21 protein-coding genes and 1 tRNA gene are annotated in these 25,112 nt (G+C 53.6%); 5 read left to right on the top strand and 17 right to left on the bottom strand.

Annotation, left to right across the window (positions count from 1 at the left end):
• The first annotated feature begins 30 nt into the window (after positions 1-30).
• Entirely contained in the window at positions 31-345 is a 315-nt protein-coding gene (locus CUZ56_RS04570) for a chaperone modulator CbpM (RefSeq protein ID WP_126978727.1), read from the top strand.
• Positions 346-466: 121 nt separating this feature from the next.
• Positions 467-1,831: an MFS transporter gene (locus CUZ56_RS04565; RefSeq protein WP_126978725.1), complete on the top strand. Its 1,365-nt coding sequence runs from the start codon at positions 467-469 to the stop codon at positions 1,829-1,831.
• A gap of 3 nt (positions 1,832-1,834) precedes the next feature.
• Here CUZ56_RS04565 and hslU read toward each other — a convergent pair whose 3' ends face one another.
• From hslU to CUZ56_RS04515, 10 genes are all read right to left on the bottom strand, one after another.
• The gene (gene hslU, locus CUZ56_RS04560; RefSeq protein ID WP_126978723.1) at positions 1,835-3,160 is read right to left on the bottom strand and encodes an ATP-dependent protease ATPase subunit HslU; all 1,326 of its coding nucleotides are present in this window, start codon (positions 3,158-3,160) and stop codon (positions 1,835-1,837) included.
• A gap of 72 nt (positions 3,161-3,232) precedes the next feature.
• Complete coding sequence (gene hslV / locus CUZ56_RS04555) at positions 3,233-3,769, bottom strand: ATP-dependent protease subunit HslV (RefSeq protein WP_126978721.1); 537 nt, start codon at positions 3,767-3,769, stop codon at positions 3,233-3,235.
• A 127-nt stretch (positions 3,770-3,896) separates the two neighbouring features.
• A complete protein-coding gene (locus CUZ56_RS04550) occupies positions 3,897-5,555 on the bottom strand; it encodes an STAS domain-containing protein (protein ID WP_126978719.1) in 1,659 nt (552 codons plus the stop codon).
• Between the two features lie 70 nt (positions 5,556-5,625).
• Entirely contained in the window at positions 5,626-6,114 is a 489-nt protein-coding gene (gene dksA / locus CUZ56_RS04545; RefSeq protein WP_126978717.1) for an RNA polymerase-binding protein DksA, read from the bottom strand.
• A gap of 296 nt (positions 6,115-6,410) precedes the next feature.
• Positions 6,411-7,487 (bottom strand): CobW family GTP-binding protein, encoded by a 1,077-nt coding sequence (locus CUZ56_RS04540; RefSeq protein WP_126978715.1) that lies wholly within the window; start codon positions 7,485-7,487, stop codon positions 6,411-6,413.
• 280 nt (positions 7,488-7,767) lie between these two features.
• Positions 7,768-9,180: a tRNA (N6-isopentenyl adenosine(37)-C2)-methylthiotransferase MiaB gene (gene miaB / locus CUZ56_RS04535; RefSeq protein WP_126979640.1), complete on the bottom strand. Its 1,413-nt coding sequence runs from the start codon at positions 9,178-9,180 to the stop codon at positions 7,768-7,770.
• Positions 9,181-9,225: 45 nt separating this feature from the next.
• Positions 9,226-9,687 (bottom strand): hypothetical protein, encoded by a 462-nt coding sequence (locus CUZ56_RS04530; RefSeq protein ID WP_126978713.1) that lies wholly within the window; start codon positions 9,685-9,687, stop codon positions 9,226-9,228.
• Positions 9,688-9,806: 119 nt separating this feature from the next.
• Positions 9,807-9,883: transfer RNA gene (locus CUZ56_RS04525), tRNA-Met, on the bottom strand.
• A 66-nt stretch (positions 9,884-9,949) separates the two neighbouring features.
• Complete coding sequence (locus CUZ56_RS04520; RefSeq protein ID WP_126978710.1) at positions 9,950-11,479, bottom strand: VWA domain-containing protein; 1,530 nt, start codon at positions 11,477-11,479, stop codon at positions 9,950-9,952.
• A 115-nt stretch (positions 11,480-11,594) separates the two neighbouring features.
• Positions 11,595-13,979, bottom strand: coding sequence for a VIT and vWA domain-containing protein (locus CUZ56_RS04515; protein ID WP_239442042.1), 2,385 nt, complete (start codon positions 13,977-13,979; stop codon positions 11,595-11,597).
• A 135-nt stretch (positions 13,980-14,114) separates the two neighbouring features.
• Here CUZ56_RS04515 and CUZ56_RS04510 point away from each other — a divergent pair, with 135 nt between their 5' ends.
• Genes CUZ56_RS04510 through CUZ56_RS04500 form a run of 3 tightly spaced genes read left to right on the top strand, consistent with a single transcriptional unit; the run spans position 14,115 to position 16,931 of the window.
• Positions 14,115-14,738: a sigma-70 family RNA polymerase sigma factor gene (locus CUZ56_RS04510; protein WP_126978708.1), complete on the top strand. Its 624-nt coding sequence runs from the start codon at positions 14,115-14,117 to the stop codon at positions 14,736-14,738.
• Positions 14,735-16,321 carry a hypothetical protein gene (locus tag CUZ56_RS04505; RefSeq protein ID WP_126978706.1) on the top strand — a complete coding sequence of 529 codons (1,587 nt, stop codon included), beginning with the start codon at positions 14,735-14,737 and terminating at the stop codon, positions 16,319-16,321. The genes CUZ56_RS04510 and CUZ56_RS04505 overlap by 4 nt, the downstream gene beginning before the upstream one ends.
• 34 nt (positions 16,322-16,355) lie before the next feature.
• On the top strand, positions 16,356-16,931 hold the full coding sequence (locus CUZ56_RS04500; RefSeq protein WP_126978704.1) for a YqaA family protein: 576 nt from the start codon (positions 16,356-16,358) through the stop codon (positions 16,929-16,931).
• Positions 16,932-16,965: 34 nt separating this feature from the next.
• Here the strand turns inward: CUZ56_RS04500 and CUZ56_RS04495 are convergent, their stop codons facing one another.
• The 7 genes from CUZ56_RS04495 to livH form a co-directional block, all read right to left on the bottom strand.
• Positions 16,966-18,729: a M61 family metallopeptidase gene (locus CUZ56_RS04495; protein WP_126978702.1), complete on the bottom strand. Its 1,764-nt coding sequence runs from the start codon at positions 18,727-18,729 to the stop codon at positions 16,966-16,968.
• Positions 18,730-18,771: 42 nt separating this feature from the next.
• Positions 18,772-19,485: a DsbC family protein gene (locus tag CUZ56_RS04490; protein WP_126979636.1), complete on the bottom strand. Its 714-nt coding sequence runs from the start codon at positions 19,483-19,485 to the stop codon at positions 18,772-18,774.
• A 106-nt stretch (positions 19,486-19,591) separates the two neighbouring features.
• A complete protein-coding gene (locus CUZ56_RS04485) occupies positions 19,592-20,731 on the bottom strand; it encodes an FAD-dependent monooxygenase (protein ID WP_126978700.1) in 1,140 nt (379 codons plus the stop codon).
• A gap of 182 nt (positions 20,732-20,913) precedes the next feature.
• Complete coding sequence (locus CUZ56_RS04480; RefSeq protein ID WP_126979634.1) at positions 20,914-21,615, bottom strand: ABC transporter ATP-binding protein; 702 nt, start codon at positions 21,613-21,615, stop codon at positions 20,914-20,916.
• 32 nt (positions 21,616-21,647) lie between these two features.
• On the bottom strand, positions 21,648-22,415 hold the full coding sequence (livG, locus tag CUZ56_RS04475) for a high-affinity branched-chain amino acid ABC transporter ATP-binding protein LivG (RefSeq protein WP_126978698.1): 768 nt from the start codon (positions 22,413-22,415) through the stop codon (positions 21,648-21,650).
• Complete coding sequence (livM, locus tag CUZ56_RS04470) at positions 22,412-23,824, bottom strand: high-affinity branched-chain amino acid ABC transporter permease LivM (RefSeq protein ID WP_162615255.1); 1,413 nt, start codon at positions 23,822-23,824, stop codon at positions 22,412-22,414. Before livM ends, livG begins: the two co-directional genes overlap by 4 nt.
• An 11-nt stretch (positions 23,825-23,835) precedes the next feature.
• On the bottom strand, positions 23,836-24,771 hold the full coding sequence (gene livH / locus CUZ56_RS04465; protein WP_126978694.1) for a high-affinity branched-chain amino acid ABC transporter permease LivH: 936 nt from the start codon (positions 24,769-24,771) through the stop codon (positions 23,836-23,838).
• Positions 24,772-25,112: the final 341 nt, after the last annotated feature.

Below are 25,112 nucleotides of genomic sequence, written 5' to 3'. Positions count from 1 at the left end.
GTATAGAGTAAAGCAAGAGGCATTGAGGATATGAATAAAACCACCGTTTCTGCTACCTTGATCAGTACAACCGACCCGGTTAATGCCGATGACCTTGCCCACCTGTGCGGCGTACAGCGCGACTGGGTGATTCGCGTCGTCGAGGTCGGTATTCTTCAACCCATGCAAAACACTGATATCAGCCAATGGCAATTTGTCAGTCAGGACATTGCCCGTGCGCTGGAAGCGCGCCGGCTTGAACATCTGCTCAACACCAATCTGGATGCCGTTGCCATGCTGATGGAACTTTCGCAGGAAATCCGCCGTCTAAAATCATTGCTTCAAACACACGGCCTGCCGTATTAAAACTGTTTCTGTGAGATATTTCCTGGTCAAAGGCAGCTATTTTGCGTATGATGCCTATGAACAAACTCCATTTTCCATTGCCCGTCTGCCCTCAGGCGGGCTTGTTTTGTTTTGAATCGGTATGATCTCTCACATCGCTGCCATCAGTTCACTGTTGCTGGGGATCGCATTCTTCCTCACCGGCAACGGCCTGCTCAATACGCTGTTGCAGTTGCGCGGCCTCAGTGAGGGCTATACCACCACCACCATTGGCCTGCTCATGTCTGCATACTATGGTGGCTTTTTCATCGGTAACTGGGTTGACGCACCCATTATTCGCCGGATCGGACATATCCGCTCTTTTGCCTTGTTTGCTTCTGTTGCAGCGATTGCCGTATTACTGCATATCCTGCTCATTGACCCGTGGGTCTGGGCAACACTGCGCATTGTCTATGGCATTGCACTGATCGGCCTCTACATGGTGGTTGAAAGCTGGCTGAATGCGCAGGCACCCAATTCTCACCGGGGGCGTATTTTTGCCGTTTATATGGTGGCGAACTTTCTGGCTCTGGCTACAGGACAACAACTGCTGCGCCTGGACGAAACGTTGGGGTTCACCGTATTTGCAGTGGCGGCCATGGCCATGTGCGCATCGTTAACCCCTGTGATGCTGACGCGCCGCATTCAACCAACCCTGCCGGAAAAACAAACCATCGGGTTACGCACCCTGTTTCGCAAAGCGCCTTTGCCTTTGGTCGCTTCTGCCTTATCCGGACTGAATACCGGCGCGTTCTGGGGCATGGCCTCTGTATACGCCAGCATGAAAAACTTCTCCACTGGCGAAGTGGCTACGCTGATGTCCATGACGATTTTAGGCGGTGCGCTGCTGCAATACCCTATTGGCCGGATTTCCGACCGGTTTGACCGGCGGCGCGTTTTGTTTACTGTCTTATGCGCTTCCGCCCTTTGCTCAGCCATCATTGCATTGCCGTTGGCCAACCATTGGCTGTTTGCCCTTTTCTGCCTGTGGGGCGGCCTGTCGTTTACGGTTTATCCTGTTTCAGTGGCCCAATTGATTGACCAGCTCAAACCGGAAGAAATCCTGGCCGGTTCAGCCAGCCTTCTGCTGGTCAACGGGGTGGGGGCTGCTTTTGCCCCGACACTGGCTGGTTTGCTGATGCAGCCTTTTGGCGCCAATGCCCTGCCGCTTTATTTCTTTACGGTCATTGCTTTACTGGCCGCTTATACGTTCTACCAGATCCGCTTTGTCAGAAACAAAATTGCCGAGCCGTTTGCCCAGTTTGTACCGATGGTCAATACCAGTACCACAGCGCTGGAAATGATGCCGGATCCGGCTCCTGGCTCTGAAGACAATGCGCCTGCTGCATCAGCGCAGGCAGCAGAAACATCAACAGCAGCAGATAGCCCGGCAGAAAAAGACCAAAGCACCGCCACCCCCTTGGGTGACGATGCTTCGTCTGGCCCTGCCGCTGAGAAAACAGCTTAGCTGTTAGAGAATATAGCGGGACAGGTCTTCATTGGTCGACAGGTCTCCCAGGCGGCTATTCACATAAGCCGCATCAATGTGAACCGATTGCCCGCCCAGTTTGCTGGCATCATAAGAAACCTCTTCCAACAACCGCTCCATCACGGTGGAAAGGCGTCTGGCGCCAATATTTTCTGTGCGCTCATTGACGGAAAATGCAATATCCGCCAGACGCTCAATGCCGTCGCTGGCAAATTCCAGCGTTACATTTTCCGTGGCCAGCAATGCCTTGTACTGATCCGGCAGGTTGGCATGCGTTTGCGTCAGGATCGCCTTGAAGTCGTCTACCGAAAGCGATTGCAGCTCTACACGGATTGGAAAACGGCCTTGCAGTTCAGGAATCAGATCACTGGGGCGGCTTAAATGAAATGCACCGGAAGCAATGAACAGCATGTGATCGGTTTTCACCATGCCGTACTTTGTATTGACTGTGGTGCCCTCCACCAGCGGCAGCAGATCCCGCTGCACACCCTGGCGCGACACATCGGCCCCCTGTCCTTCTGAACGGGCGGCTACTTTATCTATTTCGTCAATGAAAACAATGCCATTTTGTTCGGCATTGTGTACCGCCCTGGTTTTGATTTCGTCTTCGTTGATCAACCGTGCGGCCTCTTCATCGACTAGCAATTTACGGGCATCCGCAATTTTTAATTTCCGGGTACTCTTTTTTCCCTGAGACATGCCGGCAAACATACCACGCAGTTGCTCTGTCATTTCCTCCATGCCGGGGGGGCCCATCAATTCAACCTTGGGCCCAGCATCAGCCACGGCAATTTCAATTTCCTTGTCATCCAACTGGCCTTCGCGCAGTTTTTTGCGAAAAACCTGCCGTGCCGCACCATCAGAGCTTTTGCCAACGGCTTCCACGCCACCACCAGGCGGAACCAGAACATCCAGAATACGGTCTTCTGCCGCATCTTCTGCCTGGTTGCGCATGGTATGCATGGCATGTTCACGCTCTTGCTTGACAGCGGTGTCAATCAAATCGCGGATAATTGAGTCCACATCCTTGCCGACATACCCGACCTCAGTGAATTTGGTCGCCTCTACCTTGATGAAGGGGGCATCAGCCAGGCGGGCGAGGCGGCGGGCAATCTCTGTCTTTCCAACCCCTGTAGGACCAATCATCAGAATATTCTTGGGCGTGATCTCCACACGCAGCTTTTCATCCACCTGCTGGCGCCGCCAGCGGTTACGCATGGCAATCGCCACAGCACGCTTGGCAGACTGCTGCCCAATGATATAACGGTCCAACTCAGAAACAATTTCCTGCGGTGTCATGCTCGACATAATTATCCTGTCATGAATCAGTGCCCGAACGGGCGCAAAAATACAAACGGCCTGATTTCCACCCGGTGGCTATCAGCCAATGGTTTCAATCAGATGGTTGTGGTTGGTATAGATACAGATGTCCCCAGCAATATTCAGCGCTTCTTTGACAATCTGTTCAGCGTCCAGTGTGCTGTACGTCACCAGTGCCCGTGCGGCAGACAGTGCAAACGAACCACCGGAACCAATAGCGGCAATGCCATGTTCGGGTTCCAGCACATCACCATTTCCGGTAATGATCAGTGAGCTTTCCCGGTCAGCCACAATCAGCATTGCTTCCAGCCGCTGCAACGCACGGTTGGTGCGCCAGTCTTTCGCCATCTCAATGGCGGCACGTACCAGGTTCCCCTGGTGTTTTTCCAATTGGCCTTCAAATTTTTCAAACAAGGTAAAAGCATCTGCCGTGCTGCCTGCAAATCCGGCCAAGACCTGATCATGGTAAAGCCGCCGTATTTTACGGGCAGTCGCTTTAACCACCGTGTTGCCCAAAGTCACCTGGCCGTCACCCCCCAGGGCCACCTTGCCATCGCGACGCACGCAAATAATCGTTGTTCCGTGATATTGTTCCATAGCTTTTTTAGATAAAGGTTAAGCTGCCGAATTCAAGATCTGCACCTATAAAAAATAAAGGGCTGTGAATACCACACAGCCCGATTATGCCCCTGAGATCACTTTACCGTTCAGAGCACCTCATCCATCAATCTTTTCTAAGCAAAACCCGCGCCGAGACAGAAATTCCCATGACAGCAAAAAACAGCGCCACCAGACGATGTACTTTCACCAATTGCACAGAATAGCCTCTGGCGGCCTTCTCAGACACCCAGTTGAGCAGGTCACCCGCAGCAGCAAAATCAATACGGACCAGCCGTTCACAGGTAATCCGTAAAAAGCCGCCTTCTTCAGCAGGAATTTTCTCGTCAAAGTCTTTCAGTTCCTGAGACAGGCTGCCTTTCAGTGCACCACGCAGGCGCAACGGTGCCCCGACATTCTGCCCATAAAATCCGGTAGAGGCACCAATCGTGGTCGCCCCTCCTAATCCGGTAGAACTGACCTCATCGTCCATGCCATCTGTATCTGGATCACGGTCCAGATCCTCACAGGTGCATTGTGGTTTGGTCCAGGCCGGGGGTGATATTTCATGTGCCAGACAGTATTCCATGGCCTCCATGTCAAACTCTTCCGGCGTATCAAACATACGCAACAACTCCAGCCGCAACTGCCAGATAAACTGGTCGGCTTCCGCCCCGTTGACTTTGGTCTGCGCAGCCAGCAGCATCATGATCGTTGCCAGCCCTGTCACCTGCAGGGTAATGCCCGCCCGATCCAGTTTGATCAGCGTTTCCAGAACAATCTGAACACCATCCACAGACAACTGTTTCAATCCACTCCAGTCCATGATCCGGATCAGCTTATCCTCTGCAGCCAGGAATTTCTGCTGCATATCCTGGGCAGCTTCCACATTCAACTCTGCAGGAGACTGCCAGTAGACCGAAGAACCTGAGGCCGATTTACTGGCCTGCAGCTTCTTGAGCAAAGAGGGATCAAACAGCTGCCACTGCGGTGCCGACTCGGCAAACAGCGTCATGTAATTCATCGCCAGAGATTCAAACGCAACCTGGTTCCCCGTCGCACGGTAAAAATCCATCAACGTTAACCAGGTGCCGCGTTTATTGCGTTGTGGCGAATTTTTAGCCAGCAGCGCTTTCAGGTTCTGCTCCACCTGCGCATCTTCATTGCTGGCAAACAAAACAGCGGCTTCCTCCAGCAATGGATCAGCCAGTTCGGCCAGCTCCTGGTCTTCTGCGGCATCAGACGCATCCAGGGTAGCCAATATCTGAGTGGGATCAACCTCTGGTGGTGGTGGACTGTTCTGTACATTACCGCCCTCAAGAGGGGTTGTTTTGACATGGTCAGAAGCAATTTCAGTTGGTACCTGAGAAAGTGCCGGGTTAGTCGCTGCCGGGCCAGCCCCCGCTGAAGTGCCTGGATTCAAATTGGCTGCAGGTGGCTGCGCCCAGCGGCTAGCCATCTGATTTTCAATCTGATTAATTTTATTGAGGGTTTCAATCTGACGGGTGCTGGGTTTGCTACTCATATCTCCACTCAACAACGATCGTGAGCCCTCTTCGCTGGCAGCCTGCTGACGCCGCAACTGCCGGAGCTCTTCAAATTCTCTGCGGCGCGCCAAATCGTTGCGCTGCTTTCGAATCAGCATTTGCGTCTTTTCTTCAGCAGACAACTGATCCGCCGCATAAGGCTTGTCCCCAAGCTTCGGGTTAGAGACTAATTTCATCACACGCTTGAACAAACCACCCTGGCTTGCCTGCGTGCTGTTATCCTGATCATTGCTGCTCATTTTAGCTTCCTTTGTACAAGCAGCCTTCTTGTACAACTATCAATATAACCCTTGCCTTTTACACGCCCTATTAATCACCAAACATTTTTTGTCGAAGTTCACGCCGTTGCTGCGCTTCCAAAGACAATGTTGCCGTTGGTCTGGCAAGCAGTCGCGCCAATCCGATAGCCTCTCCCGTTTCATCGCAATAGCCATATTCTCCCGAATCAATGCGGGCAATGGCCTGTTCAATCTTTTTGAGCAGTTTACGCTCTCTATCGCGTGTCCGCAACTCCAAGGCGTGTTCTTCCTCAATTGTGGCCCGATCTGCGGGATCAGGCACAATCACGGTTTCCTGCTTCAGATTTTCGGTTGTTTTATCCGCATTGTGCAGCAGATCATACTTTTGCTGCTCCAGCAATTTACGGAAAAACGCTCTTTGCTGCTCATTCATGTACTCAGAATCCGGCATAGCAAGCAACTCTTCAGAGGTCAGCTCGTCTCCGGGTTTATTCTTCCAGGCTAGGGATTGATCCGCTTTAGCGGACGCCTTTTTTTCAGATGTATTGGTTTTTTTCATGGGTTCTCAGAATCCATTGCTTTACTGCAGAATACAGGCCTTGATTTTCAAAGCCCCCTTATGTTGAACAGGTACCCCATTCAACGTCTTTTTGCCATAAACGCCTTCAAAATCCAAACCTCTGCAACCCATGCTGCAGGAAGCGTCAATCTTCTGGCCACAAATCAGGCTAGAGCGTAGCGCATAATAGCCTGAACCTCCTATTCCATAAAACCTTATCCGTACTGCCTTCCTTGGTTAAATTTTACTTTAACTCGTTCTTTTGCCGTTCATTAATTATCACATGATCTGTGCAATCACTCGAGAGATTGCTCTAAACCCTGCATAAATATATCCTTGGGCAGGTCAATCCCGATGAAAACCATTTTTGACTCTTTCGGTTCGCCCTCTGCCCATTTGGGCCCCAGATCCGACCCCATCATCTGGTGTACACCCTGGAAAATCACTTTGCGGTCCGTCCCCACAATGTTCAACACGCCTTTATACCGCAACATTTTGGGACCATAAATCTGTACCACCGCACCCAGAAAGTCTTCCAGCTTGGCGGCACTGAAAGGACGCATAGACCGGAATACAAACGACTTCACATCGTCATCATGGTGGTGATGGTGTGCGTGGCCGCAACCGCACCCTCCTTCATGACCGCAGTGCTCATCATGCTCATGATGATGGTGACCGTCGTGGTCATGGTGGTGATGCTGATGTTCGTGCTCTTGTTCCGATAGAAAATCCGGGTCAATTTCCAGTTGTGCGTTCAGATTGAATCCGCGCAGGTCAAATACTTCAGCAATCGGCACCTCACCAAAATGCACCACCCGCTGTGAGGCTCTGGGGTTCATGTGTTTCAGACGATGCTGCAAATCCGCAAGTTCCTCCTGGGAAACCAGATCGGCCTTGCTGATAAAAATCTGGTCGGCAAAACCCACCTGCTGCTGTGCTTCAATGCGCTCATCCAGCGTCTGATTGCCATGTTTGGCATCGACAATGGTGATGATTGAATCCAGCATATACGTTTGCGCCACATCTTCATTCATGAAAAAGGTCTGCGCCACCGGCCCCGGATCAGCCATGCCAGTGGTTTCCACCACAACACGCTCAAAATGCAGTTCTCCCTGCCGCTTTTTGTCTGCCAGCATCACCAAAGCTGAGCGCAGATCCTCCCGGATCGAGCAGCAAACACAACCATTATTCAACTGAACAATCTGCTCATTCGTTTCCGAAACCAGCAGATCGTTATCAATGCTTTCCTCGCCGAATTCATTTTCAATCACGGCAATTTTCTGCCCATGCGCCTCTGTCAGCACACGTTGCAGTAAAGTGGTTTTCCCTGCGCCCAGAAAACCCGTCAGAATCGTTACAGGTATCAGTTCCATTCAAAATCGTCCTAAATCCGATGCCCCGGCATTAAAGCTCCGGCATTACGGTCAAAATCAGTCAAGCAGCAGACATACCCATTGGCATACCCGCTTTTCACCATCAACGGCTTTTTCAACAGCTTTTAATAGCCTCTCTGCCCTAGATAAGGGCACCAGGCCAATTCAAAAGTATATATACACTATCCAGTCAACTATGCCGCTTGATTATGGTGTATCTGACATAGTAGCACGATTGTCAAAAAAGCATCCCTATCTGTTCTACTTTTCAATTTTTCTTTTACGCTCCTGATGGGCTAACGACTTCATCGGTCAGAATCTGCCCTCTCAGAGAGTGAGAAAATGCATCCGTAATGCGTACATCGACAAACTGCCCCGTCAGTCTCGCTCCAACCGGACCGGCCTGGAAATTCACCTTGCGGTTACATTCTGTGCGGCCCATCATCTCCGGACGGCCATCAGGCCCCGGACGGCGTGCGGCGCTTTCAACCAGAATGCGCTGAACACTTCCCACCATACCTTGTGATATCCGGTTGATATTGGCTTCCAGCACTTCCTGCAGCATTTGAAAGCGGCGTACTTTTTCTTTATGGGGGGTATCGTCCTGCAAATTGGCTGCCGGCGTCCCCGGACGGGGGCTGTAAATGAAAGAAAACGAATTATCGAACCCGACATCCTCCACCAGCTTCATCAGCTTAGCAAAATCGTCTGCGGTTTCTCCTGGAAAACCCACAATAAAATCGGAAGACAAACTGATTTGCGGCCTTACCTCGCGCAAACGCCGGATGATGTTTTTGTACTCAAGCGCAGTATAGCCACGTTTCATCGCCATCAAAATGCGGTCGGAACCATGTTGCACCGGCAGGTGCAGGTGGCTCACCAACTGAGGGATTTTGCCGTAGGCGTCAACCAGCCTTTGGGTAAACTCATTGGGATGGCTGGTCGTATAACGCAAACGCTCAATTCCAGGAATTTCGGCAATATACTCCAGCAACAGGGCAAAATCTGCAATTTCACCCGATGCACCCATAACACCCCGATAGGCATTGACGTTTTGCCCCAGCAGGTTGATTTCCTTCACGCCCTGCTCAACCAGCCCGGCCACTTCAACCAGCACATCTTCAAACGGGCGTGACACCTCTTCCCCACGGGTATAAGGCACAACGCAATAAGAACAGTACTTGGAGCAGCCCTCCATGATGGAGACAAAAGCGCTGCCGCCCTCGACCTTTGCCGGGGGCAGGTTATCAAATTTTTCAATTTCAGGAAAACTGATGTCCACCTGTGGCTGCTGCTGACGCCGGCGCGCCTCCAGCATGGCAGGCAAGCGGTGCAGCGTCTGCGGCCCGAAAACCACGTCCACATAAGGAGCCCGGTCAATGATGGTTTGCCCTTCCTGTGAGGCCACACAGCCGCCCACACCAATCAGCACCCCTTTTTCTTTCAGATGCTTGACCCGCCCCAAATCGGAAAACACCTTTTCCTGTGCTTTTTCACGCACTGAACAAGTGTTAAACAGAATCAGGTCGGCCTGCTCCGGGTCGTCCGTCAGCTCATAGCCCTGCTGCGCTTTGAGCACATCAACCATTTTGTCCGAGTCATAGGTATTCATCTGGCAGCCAAATGTTTTGATAAACACCTTGCGCACACGCCCATCAGGCTGACGGTCTGCCACAGTGTCGGCCGGTTGCATGACCTCCTGGTCATGTGCCTCAAACAAACGATTCATACCGGTTTCTCAATACCCTAACCAATTCACCACATTTGCCCAGGAGCCCAGGCTTTCCACCAGCCCTTCCCACCAGGAGGGATTGGCCACGGCACGCCGTTCCTGCGCTTCTTTCGGGGTCAAAATCCAGATTGTATGGAGCTGCCCGTTGGCATAGCGCACGTAATTTACCACCAGGCGCTTGCCTGTAACCGAAGCAGGGGTGATAGAACGGTTACTGGTGTCAATCAGTCGCGTACCAGGCACCATTCTTTCGCGCTCGCCATCCAGTTCCACCACCGGATACTGAACCACGGTCAGAACCCCGCGATAGGCCTGCGGCGGGAAAACACGCCCGTACGGCCCGCCAATATGCGCCCGGTAATTCTGTGCATGTGACTCCGACACCAGCAAAGCCAGCCCTGCCACCATCAACAATGCAAGCAGGAACATCCGAAGGAAAGAGGAGCGCGCGGAAAGATTTTGCATCATGACATGTCCCTTGAAATTTTTACTGTCAACGTTCAATGATACAGTCTGCCATAAAAACGCCAACAGAAAAACAAAAACGGCACCCAGACGTCTGGCGTGCCGAGCAAGTCATGTAGTATTGGTGGCGCATCACGGACTCGAACCGCGGACACATGGATTATGATTCCACCGCTCTAACCAACTGAGCTAATGCGCCGTTTTATACATACCCGATATATTACCCTGCATTCTGTCAGAACCGGGAGTGTGTGATTTTAATCATTTATTGTGCGCTTGGCAAGTAGGCCAGTTCCTCCCGTACCAGACGCACAATCAACTGATCCAGCGTTTCCACAGAATAATTGCGCACATCATGCACCGTCTGGGCTCCCGGGCCACTGGCGGGGTTGCTGGCGTCTTTATAGGTCAGAAACACGAATTTACCCCCCGTGTACTGGGCAATCTGTCGCTGAATGTACTCTCCCTGTTCATTCAGCCCGCTGGCCCCTACACTGAACACTTTAATCCCCATCCCCAAAGCCGCCACCATGTCGTCATCGTACTGCGGGCCACCATAATCGAGATGAGGAGGCGCATCTGCCAGCAAAACCACCAGCCGTGTGGCGCCGCTGCCACGCCAGCTCAGATTATGTACCGTTTCATTGAAGGCTTCGTTCATGGCTTCCGGTTCATCGCCGCCCCCATTGGCCTGCAACTGGTTGAGAATGCGCTGAAAGGCATCCACGTCATTGGTCATATCGTAGCTGCGCAACAAATAGGCATCCCCCTGATCCCGGTACGTCACCAGCCCCAGGCATAAATCCGGCTGGCTTGGCAGTTGCGCGACTTCTGCGGTGATGCTTTTCAGGCTGGCCCGCAATTTGGCGATTTCATCGCCCATCGAACCTGTAGAATCTATCAGAAAAACCAGATCCAATTGGGCACGCTGGACCACCGGCACGGACGGCAATACCAGTTCCAGCGCACTCCGGTCAGCGCGGCGCAGTATGCCTTGTGTCTGCAGATCCCCCTTACGCACATACACCTGGTAGGTGGATGCTGTTTTTTGAGGATCAAACGCGTTGGGGTGTACCCAGACACGGCCCGCCGCATCAGTCCGTGCCCACATGGCAGCACCTTGCTGGGACATGATCGCCACTTCGGCATCCGGCACAGAACGGCCTTGCTCATCACGCACCCATAACACATGGCGCTCACTCACATCGCGCTCACGGTGTACAACCTGGGCATGCCGTTTTAAATACGCCAGGTATTCACCAAAGTCCGCATTGTCATCCACCATGCCGGCGGTTACACGGGTTTGCTGTGTAGGTTCAGGGCGGACAACATCTGCTCCTCTGACACGTTCGCTGGCGGCACTGCTACTCCCCGTCACAGGAGACGGCCGCGCTGCCACCGTTGGAGCGACAGGGGGTGCTGCAGCAGAAACAGGGGCACTGCTCTCATCACGCAACGGCATTGCATCGCTGCGTGACAACACTAACCGGTCTTCAGCATGGCTTTCATACGCCCCTCCGCCTTGTGACCTGCCGCCAGGAACCTCCCGCATCACCGGGGCACGGTTGCATGACGTTGCGCTGGGGGCTCTGAAATTCGGCACCATCTGTATCTGTACCTGTACCGCACGCCCCGGCTCCAAAGGCATCTGCACCTGAGGCTGGGGCCAGACCACTGACGAAGCAACCGCCGGTGTCCTGCCATAAACAGCCGGGCCTCCTGAAGTCAATAACAGCGAAAAACAAACGGCCGCCGCCAATGGATGTCGGCGCCCAATCCAGAATCGTTGCATCATGATGTATTCCTTTATTCAAATTTGAATCCGGGCGCCGGAGCAATGACCTGCATTACGCGCTTCACTCCTCCGGTATACCCTTAACCTGTTAAAAACATCCTCTCAGAAACTGAGCCTATCCTTTGTGCTGGCGGCTGCGCCGGACATACCCCAAAATAGCCCAAAGCACACTGGCGGCAACCACAAGCAACAAAGGCAGAACCCAGCCCGGCAAACCACCTTCATCCACCACCACAGGCTTGTCCACAACGGCCTGGCTATCCCGCTCTGATAGAGATGTTTCTTGCGCCGGTTGATTCTGTGCAAAAGCAGCCGTATCCACTGTCGTTGCAGTTCCCGTCGCCGTTGTGGAGACTGGTTCAGATAAGACAGGCTCTGCAACAACTGAAGGAGCTTCCCGTGCCAGTTCTTCTTTGCGCTCATCAGCCGGTTGCGCTACAGCTGCAGTGGCCAAACGGCCAGACCCCATCGCTGATGTCGGCGCGGGAGACGCTTGTATTGCAAGACTTGCCGATGCCTGGAAGCGCATATTTTCCTGTGCGCCAACCGCCAGATCACTGACCCCTTGCGGCATCGGCAAAGGTTGTGTCACAGAAGTCGATTCACCCCCCTGGTTGCGCACGGTATGGTCCACAGCGACAAAACTGGTATACGGCGTCAGCATGCTGTATTTCAAACCCAGTTCGATGATCTGCTCTTTGTAGGAATTGCCATAGCCCAGATGCTCTTTATCCATCAGCCCGTCAATACGGCTGCGTGCCCACAGGTAACGCAAAGCAGAGGCATCCCGGCTGGCCTGCCCGGATACGGTCAGCACCTGCTGATAGGGGCCGCTTGCGCTTTGACCCTCGATCACAATACTGCCCGTAGCTTCGCCACGCCATTTGCCAAACACAATCACCGGGCGCTCTCCCAGCACATCGGGCAGATGGCTGGGCTCCACATCATACACATCAAACCCCTGGAAACCAGCTTTGACACTGGTCAGCACGGGGGAGGCAATCATGCGCTGAAATACCTGCGCCTGCTCAGCGGCCTGGGCCGCGTTCGTAATGACAAACGGCTCGCCCATACCGGCACGTGCCAGCCCTTCGATCAGGTAGCGGTTCACAGAAGAGCCGATGCCAAAGGCAAACACATTGGCTTTATCCAGGTTCTGGCGCACCAGATCAAACGCTTCCTTCTCTACGCTGACATAACCATCGGTCACAATCACCACGGTGCGCGACAGGTTGGGAGCCTTTTCCAAACCATACACGTGGCGCAGTGCAGGAATCAGCTCGGTACTGCCGCTGCCATGGTAGGTGCTCAGCATCTGCAGCGCCTTCTGGATATTTTCTTCTGTTGCAGCCACCGACTGCGGCGCCAGTGTGCTGCTGCTGCCGGAAAACAGCAGCACATTGAACGTGTCATTCGGGCGCAGGGTGCCCATCAGTTCTTTCACCACCTGTTTGGCGGTATCAAGCGGAAACCCGCCCATCGAACCCGAAATATCCACCACAAAAATATAGTCCCGCGGTGGAATCATCTCACTGCTGATGGCCTTGGGCGGCTGCACCATGGCTAAAAAGAAATTTTCATTTTCCCCCTGATACAACATTACGCCGGATTCGATCTGGTCTCCGGCCAGGCGATAGTTCAAAATGAAATCACGGTTATTGGCCTGCGCACTCTGCCCCAGATCAATGCTTGCACGCTGATCGTGCTCTGCCAGCGCCACCTGAAGCTCGTGCGATGGCGATGATACCTCTTTAATCCCCAGCGGCGACACAATAACGGCTTTCAGATGGAAGTCACTGCTGCTGGGCTCTCCGGCATGCAGGTATGGCAGGCTGGTCGCGGAAGCCGCTGCCTGTGAGCGCCGGTCCTGCGTATGCGGGCTGTTGTAACGCGGCCCCACCACGGTCGGAAACACAAACTGGTAGTTTGCCGACTGCGGCACCAGCAGTTCCGTGTAATGAAGCTCAACCCGCACATCGTCACCCGGCATGATGTTAGCCACATTCATCTGAAACACATTCGGCAAGTGTTCTTCCAGCAAGGCTGCTGTTTTGCCCTCTTCACGGGCCGCCTCATACTCGGCACGCGCCTGCTGCTTTTCGCGGATATCCGCCTCAATCAGCCGCTCGCCAATGCGTACATTCATTGCATATACCGCTGCACGGGTAGAACCTGGAAACACATATTTGGCTTCAATCGGCTGCGAACCGGTATTGCTGTAATGCTGCACGATGGTCACATCAGCAATGACACCGGAAATACGCACATCCACATCCGTATTTTTAAGCGGCAGTTCATCGACCCCTTCTTTCCCACCTGGAATATAAAAGTAAGGGCTTTGTGTTGTCTGCCGTGTATTTTCCTGTTGTGCCCACGCAGCAGAATTGACCAGCAGAACCGTGATCATAAAAACAAACAGCCCCAGCCAGGCCAAAGCCTGCTTTTGCAATCGCCCCGTTCCCCATAAATACCTTTTTTCTGTTCGACAATGGTGCGCCATGGTCCACTCCTTGTTAAGATGATGTTTTATACGCAGCCCACCGGGGTTAGGGGTTAAAAAAGTTTTTTACTTTCTGAGATTAAACTAACCCTTTGCCAGTACATCCAACGTAAAACATCTAAGAACCATTGCTGAATGTCCATTTCGCATCAACACTTTAGCGACGAAGAACTGATGATTGCTTACGTTTGCGGCAACAGTGCCGCTTTTGACACCCTCTACACCCGCCATGAAAGCGCCATGCTGCGTTTTATCCGGCGGATACTTGGCTCTGCGCTGGTTTCGCAGGCTGAAGAAGTGTTTCAGGACGTCTGGATGCGTATCATTGCCAACCGGGCCGGGTTTTTGCCACCGGATCAGGGCGGTGCGTCATGGAAAACCTGGGCTTACACGATTGCACACCATGCCGCCATTGACCGGTTCCGCAGCCAGAACAAATACGTAACCATTGAAACGGAAGAAAATACCGGCGACCCGATGGAATGGATTCAGGCCACTTTGGGCATGACGGCACACTCCAGCGAAGACACCGCCTACTGGCGTGCCGCAGGCTCACAGTTGCTCAAATGCATTGATGACCTGCCACCCGTGCAACGCAGCGCTTTTTTGCTGCACCATGAAAACGATGCTTCCATAGAAGAAATGGCCCAAAGCCTGTCACTGCCTTTTGAGACCGTGAAAAGCCGCCTGCGTTATGCCATGCAGAAGCTGCGCCATTGCATGCAGCGCTATTTGAATGAACTAGGGGGCTCATCATGACCGGGCCACAACATCACTGGCAGGATGCCCGCCTTCAAAAAGCACTGGAGCAGGCTCCGGATGCGCAAGCCAGGCCTGCTGCGGCCACACGCGATGCCATACTCAAAGCTGCGCATGATGCTGTCACACCAGCCCCGACCACGCCGCCACCCGCGCCTTGGTGGAAGCGTGTACTCAACGCTTTGTTTGGAAGCTCGCACATGCCGTGGAATGCAGCATTTGCGACATTGCTGGTGGCCGGCTTTATCGGGCTGCTATGGGCCATCAATGACCCGCAACAGTTCCTGGATGAAGACGATCGCCGAACGGCCAGCATGCCTGTGCCAGTCAACACACTGCCAGCCCCAATACCTCAGCAAGCACCTCGGCCAGTACCCCAACTGGCAGAACCTGCTGCGGTGCCTGATCAAGCCGAACAAAGCCGCCTGCGTCAGGACGCAAATCTTTCTCCTTCCATAGAGATCATTACTGCAGAGCCCCGCGTTTTTTCGCCACCCGCACATGACACCCTATCTGTTGCAGAAGCACCCCCTATCGCCCAAATACCTCGCCCCGCCCTTGAGTCAGCGCCAACGGCATCCATTTCTGCGGAGAAAACAGAGGTAGAAGAAAAGCCGGCTCAGGCTATGCCGCAACCACCTGTGGCAACAGCCTCACCGCGTCAGCCAGCACCATCTGATCGCCTGTCGATCACCGAAGACACTGTTTCAGAGCGCCTTGCAGCACAAAGAACACCAGCGCCAGCATCTTCGGCATCTTTTTCTCAGAGCATTGCGCTGCCTGCCACCGGCAGAGATACGTCGGTTGTGACAGCGGCTGGTACATCTGCATCTGCTGCAAGACCGGAAACACCGGCAGCACCTGCAATGCAAATGTCTCCTGCGCCGACATCAGCTATAGGATCTGACCGCTTGGCCTCTGTACCCGCAGCGCGTCAACAGTCAGCGCCACAGCAACAGTCCCGCCATATTGATGACAGGCTTGCCTCTGTTGCAGGTTCTGCAGTGCCTTCGCGTTCACCAGCACCCATAGCCGCAACAAGCCCCCTCAGCAGCGCACAATCAGCATCGCCGGCATCTGCAGCAGAACCACCACCTGCGCCGGATGCCATGTTGCACCCTGCACCAGCGGCAGCGGCCTCTGCCTCCGGCTTCCCATCTCGGGAAACCGCCGATAGCGCCCCATCATCCGCCACACTGACAGGCCGAATGCTCCCATCAGCTGATGCACTGTCCACCATGAATCAACTGCTTTCACAATGGACGGTGGTTAACATTCACAGGCCGGGCAATCAAACATGGCTTCACATCGCCAAACAGCAAGCCCCCGGACTGAATCGCCTGCTGGAGCAAACCATTGCTGCTGGTCAGCCTCTGACTATCGGCCTTTCGGATGCCGCAGAACCGGTTACCGTTCAACTGCATTTTTATGCAGACCAGCAGCCATTGGGCATACTGTCACTGCACGCTACTTTCTGGCAATTTTCGCCAGACTCAACGGGCACAAATTCACAACCCATTTATGGCAAACTGGATACTGTGCACCTGCAACAGATTTTAGATTTTCTATCACCTCTGGATTAGCCAGGATACTGCACCACCATTGAACCCTATCACAATGCCTGCTGAAAACACGCTTTCTCCCCGCATGTGCGGTATTTTGTTAGTTATCGCTTTTCTGTGGGGGTTTTCAGAAGCCACTGTCTTTTTCATTGTTCCGGACGTCTTTTTAACTGCCATTGTCATTCTTTCTTTCCGGCTGGCTTTTCAGGCTGTTTTCGCCGCATGGGCCGGCGCAATACTTGGTGGTAGCTGTGCCTACTTCTTCGCTGTGCATGCCCCGGAACTGGCCCGCAAAGTGCTCGAAACGGTGCCATGGATTTCGCCCTCCCTGATAGAAAAGGTGGCACTGCAATACCAGCAGCATGGCGCTTTCAGTATGCTCAGCGGCGGATTCAGCGGCATGCCCTACAAAATATACGCCTGGTACGCCGGCAGCCAGCAACTTGATTTTGCAGCATTCCTTTTTATGGGCGCAGGCGCGCGCTGGCTGCGCTTTACCTGTTATATGCTGATCATGGCAGGCATTGTCAAACTGCTGCGCCGCTGGCTTTCCACGACACAGATTTATGGTGTCTGGTTCACTACATGTGCAGCACTCTATGCCATTTACTGGAGCATGGTGCCATTTTGAATATGAAGCACCGTATGATGGTTTATCGGCAGTGTTATTTACGAGGCCAGTTTCTCAACGCCGCAGCCTGTTGTTTCAATTTGGCTTCAGGCAGCCGTGTCAGGCGGGCCGTCCGCGCCACAGGAGAGTGCGCCAGCTCCAGCGTCACCGTCAGCAGCATTGCATCACGCGCCAGTGTCAGCTCAGCACTTGTTTCTGTGGGCACATAAAGACACCAGTCTTTCAGCGTTTTCAGACGCCAGCCATTCACTGCAATCAGTTCGTCGCCAGCCGCAATTCCCGCCCGCTGCGCCGCTGATTCATTCAGCACCGTCTTAACCACCACCCCCGAAGCGCTTTCAGCCACCTTCAAGCCCAGTTGCTGCTCCACAGTTGCCGTTGCGTGTTTAACTTCAACCCCGGCGCTGCGCAATAACTTCTCTGCCGGCAAGTCTGCTGTGCTGTGCACCCAGGCACGCAACTCTCTTGCATATGAACGCCCGCTGATGGATTTAAACGCGCTGGCAATGTCAGCCTCAGAAACAGGCCCACCGTGCTTTTGCCAAAGCAGCCGCATCACATCATCCAATGATCCTTTGCCCTGAGCACGCAAAGTCAAATCCAGACACAAAGCCACCAAAGCGCCCTTGGTGTAATAGCTGACGGTTGCATTAGGCGTATTTTCATCTACCCGGTAGTATTTGATCCAGGCATCAAAACTGGCCTGCGCAACCGTTTGCTTCAAGCGCCCGGGCATGGCCTGAACCGCATTGATATTTTTAGCCAGCAAAGCCAGATATTGCTGGTCATCCACCAGGTCGGCACGGCGCAACATCAGGTCATCGTAATAGCTGGTAAACCCTTCAAAAAACCACAACAGCTCGGTGTAGTTTTCCTGCGTGTAGTCATAACGCTCAAAAGATGCCGGCCGCAGGCGCTTCACATTCCAGGCATGAAAGTATTCATGGCTGATCAGCCCCAGCAACGTCTGATAACCAGAGCGCAGCTTTTCTCCGGCAGGCTCTCCTTTACGAGGCAAATCGCCCCGCTGGCATACCAGCGCAGTGCTGGCACGGTGTTCCAGCCCGCCATAGGCATCACTCATTGCATTGAGCATAAACACATACCGCTTAAACGGCGGTTTGCCGTTTTTACCATGCCAGAATGCAATTTCCGCTTCGCAGATCCGCTGCGTATCGGCCAGCAGGCGCTTGCCATCAAAAGTGGCAGGAGCACCCGCCACAACAAACTCATGCACCACACCAGCAGCACGGAACCGCCCACGCCAGAATGTCCCCAGCTCTATTGGCGAATCAACCAGTTCATCATAATTGGCCGCCTTGTAGACGCCAAATCCTTGTGAGTCACCCTTCGTGCACGGCAATGCACATGCCACAGACCAGTCATGCAATTCCGGTTCATGCGGTTTTGCCACGTTCAAACGAACAGCTTCATCTTCCCGTCCATGAACGCGTAAAAATGCACTGGTGCCATTGAGAAAGCCACGCCGCTGATCCAGAAACGCTGTACGCACCGATGTATCAAACGCATACACCTGCCAGTTCAATTCGAGCGCCCCGGCGCTGGAATCGCACGCAATCTCCCAGGAGCATTTATCCAACTGGCGAATTTTCCTGGCCCGGCCATCCTGCCATGCCTGCAGGCCTGACAGGTGTTTGGCAAACTCACGCACCAGATAACTGCCCGGAATCCACACCGGCAGGCTGACACGCTGCATTTGCGCAGGCGCTGGAATCACCAGCGACAGTTCAAAAACATGTGCTTTGGCACTCTGGATGCGCAACCCGTATTCCAGCATACGTACTCTTTCTGTCAACAAATCAGCACTGACATTGCCGTATTATTGTGCATGCGCCACTGCCAGGCGCTGCTCGATGGTTGCCGGATCTACCGCTCCCGGAATCCTAGAGCCATCGGCAAAAATCAGAGTTGGTGTTCCGGTAATACGGTACTTTTCTCCAAACGCCACATTGCGCACCAACGGTGCGGTATCGCACGCCGCATTGCTGGGCGCCTTTTGACGCAGCATCCAGTCCTGCCATGCCTGCGCCGGGTTGGCAGCACACCAGATATTTCTGGATTTGGCATGTGAATCCGGGGAAAGAATCGGGTACAGGAATACATACACCGTCACATTATCCACGGTTGCCAGTTGCTGCTCAAATTTATGGCAGTAGCCGCAATTCGGGTCTTCAAACACCGCCAACTGCCGTGAGCCATCGCCACGTTTAATGACAATCGCATCTTTAAACGGCAAGGCCTTAAAATCCACCGCGGTCAACTGGTCAATACGCTCTTGCGTCAGATCCCGGCGGTTCTGCAAATCAAGCAGGTTGCCCTGGAGAATATAGTCGCCCTTGGCATCGGCGTACACAATTTCACTTTCGCCCAGGCGTATTTCATACAAACCGCTGATACCCGTTGCACGCACTTCCTGTACCGGTGGCAATGCTGGCATATTCTGGGTCCATTTCTGGCTGATGGCCTTTTTAATGGCCTCTAAATCCTCTGCCCAGGCCATCGTTGCGCTGCACAAAATACCAATTCCCATCATTGCAGCCAACACGCTGCGCCATATCTTATTCAACACAATTCTCCTGTTCATCAATTTGAAATAGCGGACTTTCACCCTCAGATTAAAAAATAACCCATAAATTCCATTAATTTTGACTGGCCTGGCCCACCAGCCAGCGTTTAAGCGGTTTGACGGCATTGACCACATTCATGCCCGCATTGCGCACCGCTTTCAACGGCGCGGCCTGGTCCGTATAAATATGGAACAACGCATTGCATGCTCCGCCGACCTTCAAAAACGCCGTCTGCCTTGCACGTTCATAAGGACGCAACATTTTTTCATCGCCCAGTGAGCGCCAGGTTTCTTTTTCGCGCAGCACGCGGGCCAGTTCCATCACATCGCCCAGGCCCACATTAAGCCCCTGCCCCGCCAACGGGTGCATGGCATGTGCGGCATCGGCAACCAGCACGGCCGTCTGCCCCTGCGCACGGGCAATCCAACGCTCGGCGTGTGCAAACCGCAAGGCCCAGCCGACTACCGGTGTTTTCAAGCGCAGTTCACCCAAGGCCCCATGAGAAGCTTCGCGCAACACCGCTTCAAACTCTGCCGCAGGCAAAGCCTGTAATTCTGCCGCCCGGGCTGAAGGCACTGACCAGACCAGGCTGACCTCCTTGTCATTTTCCGATGTCAGAGGCAACAGCGCCAAAATGTCCTGCCCGCTGAACCACTGGCGGGCAATGTGTCCATGACCATGCTCACACACCAGCCGCGCCGCCAAGGAAGAATGTCCATACTCCGACGCTTTCATTTTGAACCCGAACGCGGCGCGGGTTTCACTGTCACGCCCTTCACAAATGGCAACCAATGGCGTTTGGGGCAAGCGAGGATTTTCCTGTGTGTTCAGCCGCTGCACCCGTGACTGAAAATCAAGCGCTTTATCCAGCGCCCGTTCAATGGCAACTGCAGGCACAATATAGGTCAGTGTATCCACCTCCTGCCGCCAGGCTGAAAAAGCCAGTTGCCCGCCGGAGTCTCCGGCAATCTGCATATCGTAAACCGGGCAGGCATCCTCTTTCGGCCAGACCCGCAGATCCCTGAGCAGCTTGACCGCTGCGGCATTCAGCGCATAGGCGCGGGGGTCCTTAGACTCATCCATGGGCGTTGGCCGCTCAACCAGCGCAATATTAAACCCGTCACGCGCCAGCAGCATCGCCAGCGTCCGACCGGCAATACCGCCGCCACGCACCAGAACATCACATTGCTCTTCATTAGACGACTTGCTCATCGTTTTGCATCCCCGTCATACCTGTTACTGCCCTACATTGTGACATACTCTGTCAGGCTTAGGGGATCAAACGGCACAGAATCTAACAAGACAAGCGAGGATAGTGGGCGCATTTTCACGGATGCATGGGACGCCAAACCCGGCGTGCCTGAACAGCCGTTTTAGGGCTGCCCTTTGCAGCATCAATGCCCCAGATAGGCTTTTTTCACATCTTCATTGATCATCAGGTTGGCACCTGTATCGCTGAGCACAACCCGGCCTGTTTCCAGCACATAACCGCGATCCGCCACCTGCAGTGCTTTATTGGCATTTTGCTCCACCAGAAAAATCGTCACACCGCTTGCACGAATCGTTTGAATGATGTCAAAAATCTGCTTGATGATCAAAGGCGCCAAGCCCAGTGTCGGCTCATCCAGCAGTAAAAGCTTAGGCTTGGTCATCAGCGCACGGCCAATCGCCAGCATTTGCTGTTCACCACCGGACATGGTCCCAGCCCGTTGTGTTGCACGCTCGCGCAACCGCGGAAATAAATCAAAGACATGCTCGATCCCGGCCTCTATCTCCTGCTTGGCACTGAAGAAACCGCCCATTTGCAGGTTTTCCGTCACCGTCAGGCTGGAAAAAATACGACGCCCCTCTGGCGAAATAGCAATCCCCTTGCGCATAATTTCATGCGTAGGCAACAGCGTGATATCTTCCCCTTCAAAAAAGACCTTGCCCGTTCCGGCACGAGGGCTGCCGCAGATCGTCATCAGCGTGGTGGTTTTCCCGGCGCCATTGCTGCCAATCAGAGTCACAATCTCGCCGCGCCGAACTTCAACAGACACATCGTGCAGTGCCTGAATCGCACCGTAAAAAGTTCTGACCTCTTCCAGTTGGAGAATGACCGGGCTTTTTTCTTGTGCTGCGTCCATGCTCAGGCCTCTCCCAAATACGCTTTAATCACACGCTCGTCATTGCGCACCTGCTCAGGTGTGCCCGTGATGATCGGGCGGCCATGCTCCATCACCAGAATCCGGTCAGACACCCCCATCACCAGGCTCATGTCATGCTCAATGAGCAATACCGCCACATTAAACTCACGACGCAAACGGTCAATCATCTTCTGCAAATCGTACTTTTCCTGCGGGTTCAACCCCGCCGCCGGCTCGTCAAGCATCAGCAAACGCGGTTCGGTGATCATACAGCGGGCAATTTCGAGCTTACGCTGATAGCCATAAGGCAGGTTGCCCGCCTCGCGGTTGGAAAACTCACGCAGCCCCATGAAATCAAGCCACTGTGCCGCCCGCTCCTGCGCCCTTTGCTCTGAACGATTGAATGACTTGAGCTTCAGCAGCCCGCCAATCATCCGGCTTTTCAGCCGCATATGCTGGGCCACCAGCAAATTCTCCAGCACCGTCAGCCCTTTGAATAACCGCACATTTTGAAAAGTGCGCACAACACCATGCTGCGCCACCTTATGGCTTGGCAAGCCTGTAATATTCTTCCCGTCAAATACCACCGTGCCGGCCGTCGGCTTATAAAAGCCTCCGACACAGTTAAACACAGTGGTCTTGCCCGCCCCGTTCGGGCCGATAATGGCAAACACCTCGTCAGACAGCACCTCAAACCCAACGCCATCCACAGCCAGCAGACCGCCAAAACGCATGCTCAACTGCTCAACATTCAACAATACACTACTCATGTTCTGAGCTCCACATGCGGACGCTTCATTGGCAACAGCCCCTGCGGCCGCCAGCGCATCATCAGCACCATGATCAGGCCAAACACCAGCATGCGGTATTCGGCGAAATCACGCGCAATTTCCGGCAGCGCTGTAATCAATATTGCCGCCAGAATCACCCCCAACTGCGACCCCATACCCCCCAGCACGACAATCGCCAGAATCAGCGCGGACTCCATAAACTCAAACGATTTGGGCGTCACATTGCTTTGCATGGCAGCAAACAAAGCGCCGGCAAATCCGGCAAACATCGCACCCAGCGTAAAGGCCGAAAGTTTGATATTGGTCGGATTCAGCCCCAGCGAACGGCACGCAATTTCATCTTCGCGCAACGCTTCCCAGGCGCGGCCAATGGGCATGCGTATCAACCGGTTCGAAACCCACAGCGTCACCAGCGCCATGAGCAGCCCGATCAGGTACATGAAAATCATCACATGCATGGTGTTGAACGACCAGTCAATGCCCAATGTGGACAAAACAAACTGGTGAAACGTTTGTCCGCCATCGCTGGCGCGGCGGGACATTTCCAACCCGAATATCGACGGCTTGGGAATATTGGATATACCGTCCGGCCCCCCTGTCCACTGGTTCAGATTCAGCAGTAGCAAACGGATGATTTCACCGAACCCGAGCGTCACAATGGCAAGGTAATCCCCCCGCAACCGCAGCACCGGGAATCCCAATATAAATCCGAAAATTGCGGTAATCAATCCGGCAACAGGCAGCGCCTCCCAGAACCCTAATCCGCAAAACTTGAAAAGAAGCGCGTAGGTATATGCCCCGATCGCATAAAACCCGACATACCCCAGATCCAGCAAGCCGGCAAACCCGACCACAATGTTCAGCCCCAGGCCTAAAACGATATAAATCAGCACCAACGTACTGACGTTCAACGCACTGCGGTCTGCCATGAACGGCCAGACAACGGCGACCACAATCACAGCGGCCACCACCCAGGGGTTTGATGTGAGCGCCGGCCGGGATTCACTGCGCGAAGAGGCAATGCGCTCATTCAACCGAATCAGCAACGGTATAGCCACTGCACAAAAAACAACCAGGCCCACACGCCAGGCCAGTGACCACATGGTTGCAACCGCCGCATAATCCGAATACAGCGGATGCACAATCAGTATCAGCGACAGAACGGCCACCACAATGATGGTCAACCGGCTCACCGATGGCAGCCTGACAAAAAACGGGCTTGCCATCTGGAACAGAAACACGGCCAGACAACCGACCCCGACCTTCCATATCTGGTAGTTAATAACCAGATTAATGCCTTCGCGCTGCAGGGGCATCCCCACAATGGGCATCAGGATGATCGCCGTCAGGATGCTGGCGATGACAGCGTTTTTAAATGTGCTTTGCATCGTGCCCATCATCACACCTTTTCCACTTCCGGCTTGCCCAGCAACCCGGTCGGCTTAAACAGCAGAATCAGCACCAGCAAACCAAACGAAACGATGTCTTTGTATTCAGCAGAAATATAGGCCGCGGCAAACGTCTCGGCCAGCCCCAGAATCACGCCCCCGAGCATGGCCCCCGGAATACTGCCAATGCCACCCAATACGGCGGCGGTAAACGCTTTGATCCCTGCAATAAAACCAATGAACGGGCTGATTTTGATAAAGGTCAGCGCATACAACACCCCGCCCACAGCCGCCAGGACCGCGCCCAGCACAAACATGGAGGAAATGATCTTGTTGGTATCAATCCCCAGCAGGTTGGCCATGCGCAAATCCTGCGAACAGGCGCGGGATGCACGGCCCGTGCGGGAGTACTTGATGAACAATGTCAGGGCAATCATCAGCAGCACCGTCACCACAATGATCATCAACCGCCCATATGAAATGTTCACGTCAAAATCTGTTCCCAGATGAAATACGAAACCACCCGTGACCAAAGAAGGGGCCGCCATGTCTTTGGCACCCTGACCCAAGGCCACATAATTCTGTAATGTGATGGACATCCCGATGGCAGAAATCAGCGCCACCAGACGCGGGCTTTGGCGCAACGGGCGATAAGCCACCTTTTCTGTGCTGTAGCCAAACGTTCCTGTCACCAGTACCGAAACCAGAACCGCTGCGCCAATCAGCAACGCAACCGTTGCGACCGGTGCCCCGGCCTGAGTCCCCATGGCAGCCAAGGCCACAACGCCCACGTAAGCACCCACCATGTAAATTTCGCCATGCGCAAAATTGATCATCCCGATAATGCCGTAAACAATCGTATAACCAATCGCGATCAAAGCATAAATGGCCCCAAGCGACAGCCCGTTGAAGCATTGCTGTATAAGTTGCGGCAACATGTCAGACATATGCATGACCTTTAATTTTTAATTGAGCACCATTTTGCAGCCCTCCGCTGCGTCTACCTGAGACAGAATCAACACAGCATATGCCGGATGCTGCACGGAAAAATACGTGCGCCGCCCGGTTTAACTGGTACTGTCAAGGTAAATGGTGGCAGACCAAACAACAGCTTCTGTACTTTTGGCATCAGAAAGATAGTTGGGTATCTACATTCATATGACTTATATATAAATGTCCGCCGTTATCCCTGTATAAGGTAGCAGGGAACTTAGAAGAATACCATTTCATTGCATGATGCTTTAGCTGTTGCCGATAAACACGAGTTAATTCCATGTTTTTTATGCCC

The sequence above is a fragment of the Saezia sanguinis genome (assembly GCF_003991585.1).
Taxonomy (GTDB): Bacteria; Pseudomonadota; Gammaproteobacteria; order Burkholderiales; family Burkholderiaceae_C; genus Saezia; species Saezia sanguinis.
The sequence above is the reverse complement of the archived record's forward strand: the minus strand, read 5'-3'. Positions and strand labels throughout refer to the sequence as shown.

Coding starts and splice junctions, on each gene's coding strand:
- CUZ56_RS04520 (WP_126978710.1), bottom strand. CDS start 11,479: ATGATGCAACGATTCTGGATTGGGCGCCGACATCCATTGGCGGCGGCC.
- CUZ56_RS04530 (WP_126978713.1), bottom strand. CDS start 9,687: ATGATGCAAAATCTTTCCGCGCGCTCCTCTTTCCTTCGGATGTTCCTG.
- CUZ56_RS04550 (WP_126978719.1), bottom strand. CDS start 5,555: ATGAGCAGCAATGATCAGGATAACAGCACGCAGGCAAGCCAGGGTGGT.
- CUZ56_RS04495 (WP_126978702.1), bottom strand. CDS start 18,729: ATGCTGGAATACGGGTTGCGCATCCAGAGTGCCAAAGCACATGTTTTT.
- CUZ56_RS04505 (WP_126978706.1), top strand. CDS start 14,735: ATGACCGGGCCACAACATCACTGGCAGGATGCCCGCCTTCAAAAAGCA.
- dksA (WP_126978717.1), bottom strand. CDS start 6,114: ATGAAAAAAACCAATACATCTGAAAAAAAGGCGTCCGCTAAAGCGGAT.
- CUZ56_RS04565 (WP_126978725.1), top strand. CDS start 467: ATGATCTCTCACATCGCTGCCATCAGTTCACTGTTGCTGGGGATCGCA.
- CUZ56_RS04490 (WP_126979636.1), bottom strand. CDS start 19,485: ATGATGGGAATTGGTATTTTGTGCAGCGCAACGATGGCCTGGGCAGAG.
- hslV (WP_126978721.1), bottom strand. CDS start 3,769: ATGGAACAATATCACGGAACAACGATTATTTGCGTGCGTCGCGATGGC.
- livH (WP_126978694.1), bottom strand. CDS start 24,771: ATGTCTGACATGTTGCCGCAACTTATACAGCAATGCTTCAACGGGCTG.
- CUZ56_RS04515 (WP_239442042.1), bottom strand. CDS start 13,979: ATGGCGCACCATTGTCGAACAGAAAAAAGGTATTTATGGGGAACGGGG.
- livM (WP_162615255.1), bottom strand. CDS start 23,824: ATGCAAAGCACATTTAAAAACGCTGTCATCGCCAGCATCCTGACGGCG.
- CUZ56_RS04510 (WP_126978708.1), top strand. CDS start 14,115: ATGTCCATTTCGCATCAACACTTTAGCGACGAAGAACTGATGATTGCT.
- hslU (WP_126978723.1), bottom strand. CDS start 3,160: ATGTCGAGCATGACACCGCAGGAAATTGTTTCTGAGTTGGACCGTTAT.
- CUZ56_RS04500 (WP_126978704.1), top strand. CDS start 16,356: ATGCCTGCTGAAAACACGCTTTCTCCCCGCATGTGCGGTATTTTGTTA.
- livG (WP_126978698.1), bottom strand. CDS start 22,415: ATGAGTAGTGTATTGTTGAATGTTGAGCAGTTGAGCATGCGTTTTGGC.
- CUZ56_RS04485 (WP_126978700.1), bottom strand. CDS start 20,731: ATGAGCAAGTCGTCTAATGAAGAGCAATGTGATGTTCTGGTGCGTGGC.
- CUZ56_RS04540 (WP_126978715.1), bottom strand. CDS start 7,487: ATGGAACTGATACCTGTAACGATTCTGACGGGTTTTCTGGGCGCAGGG.
- CUZ56_RS04570 (WP_126978727.1), top strand. CDS start 31: ATGAATAAAACCACCGTTTCTGCTACCTTGATCAGTACAACCGACCCG.
- miaB (WP_126979640.1), bottom strand. CDS start 9,180: ATGCAACCGGCCGACACTGTGGCAGACCGTCAGCCTGATGGGCGTGTG.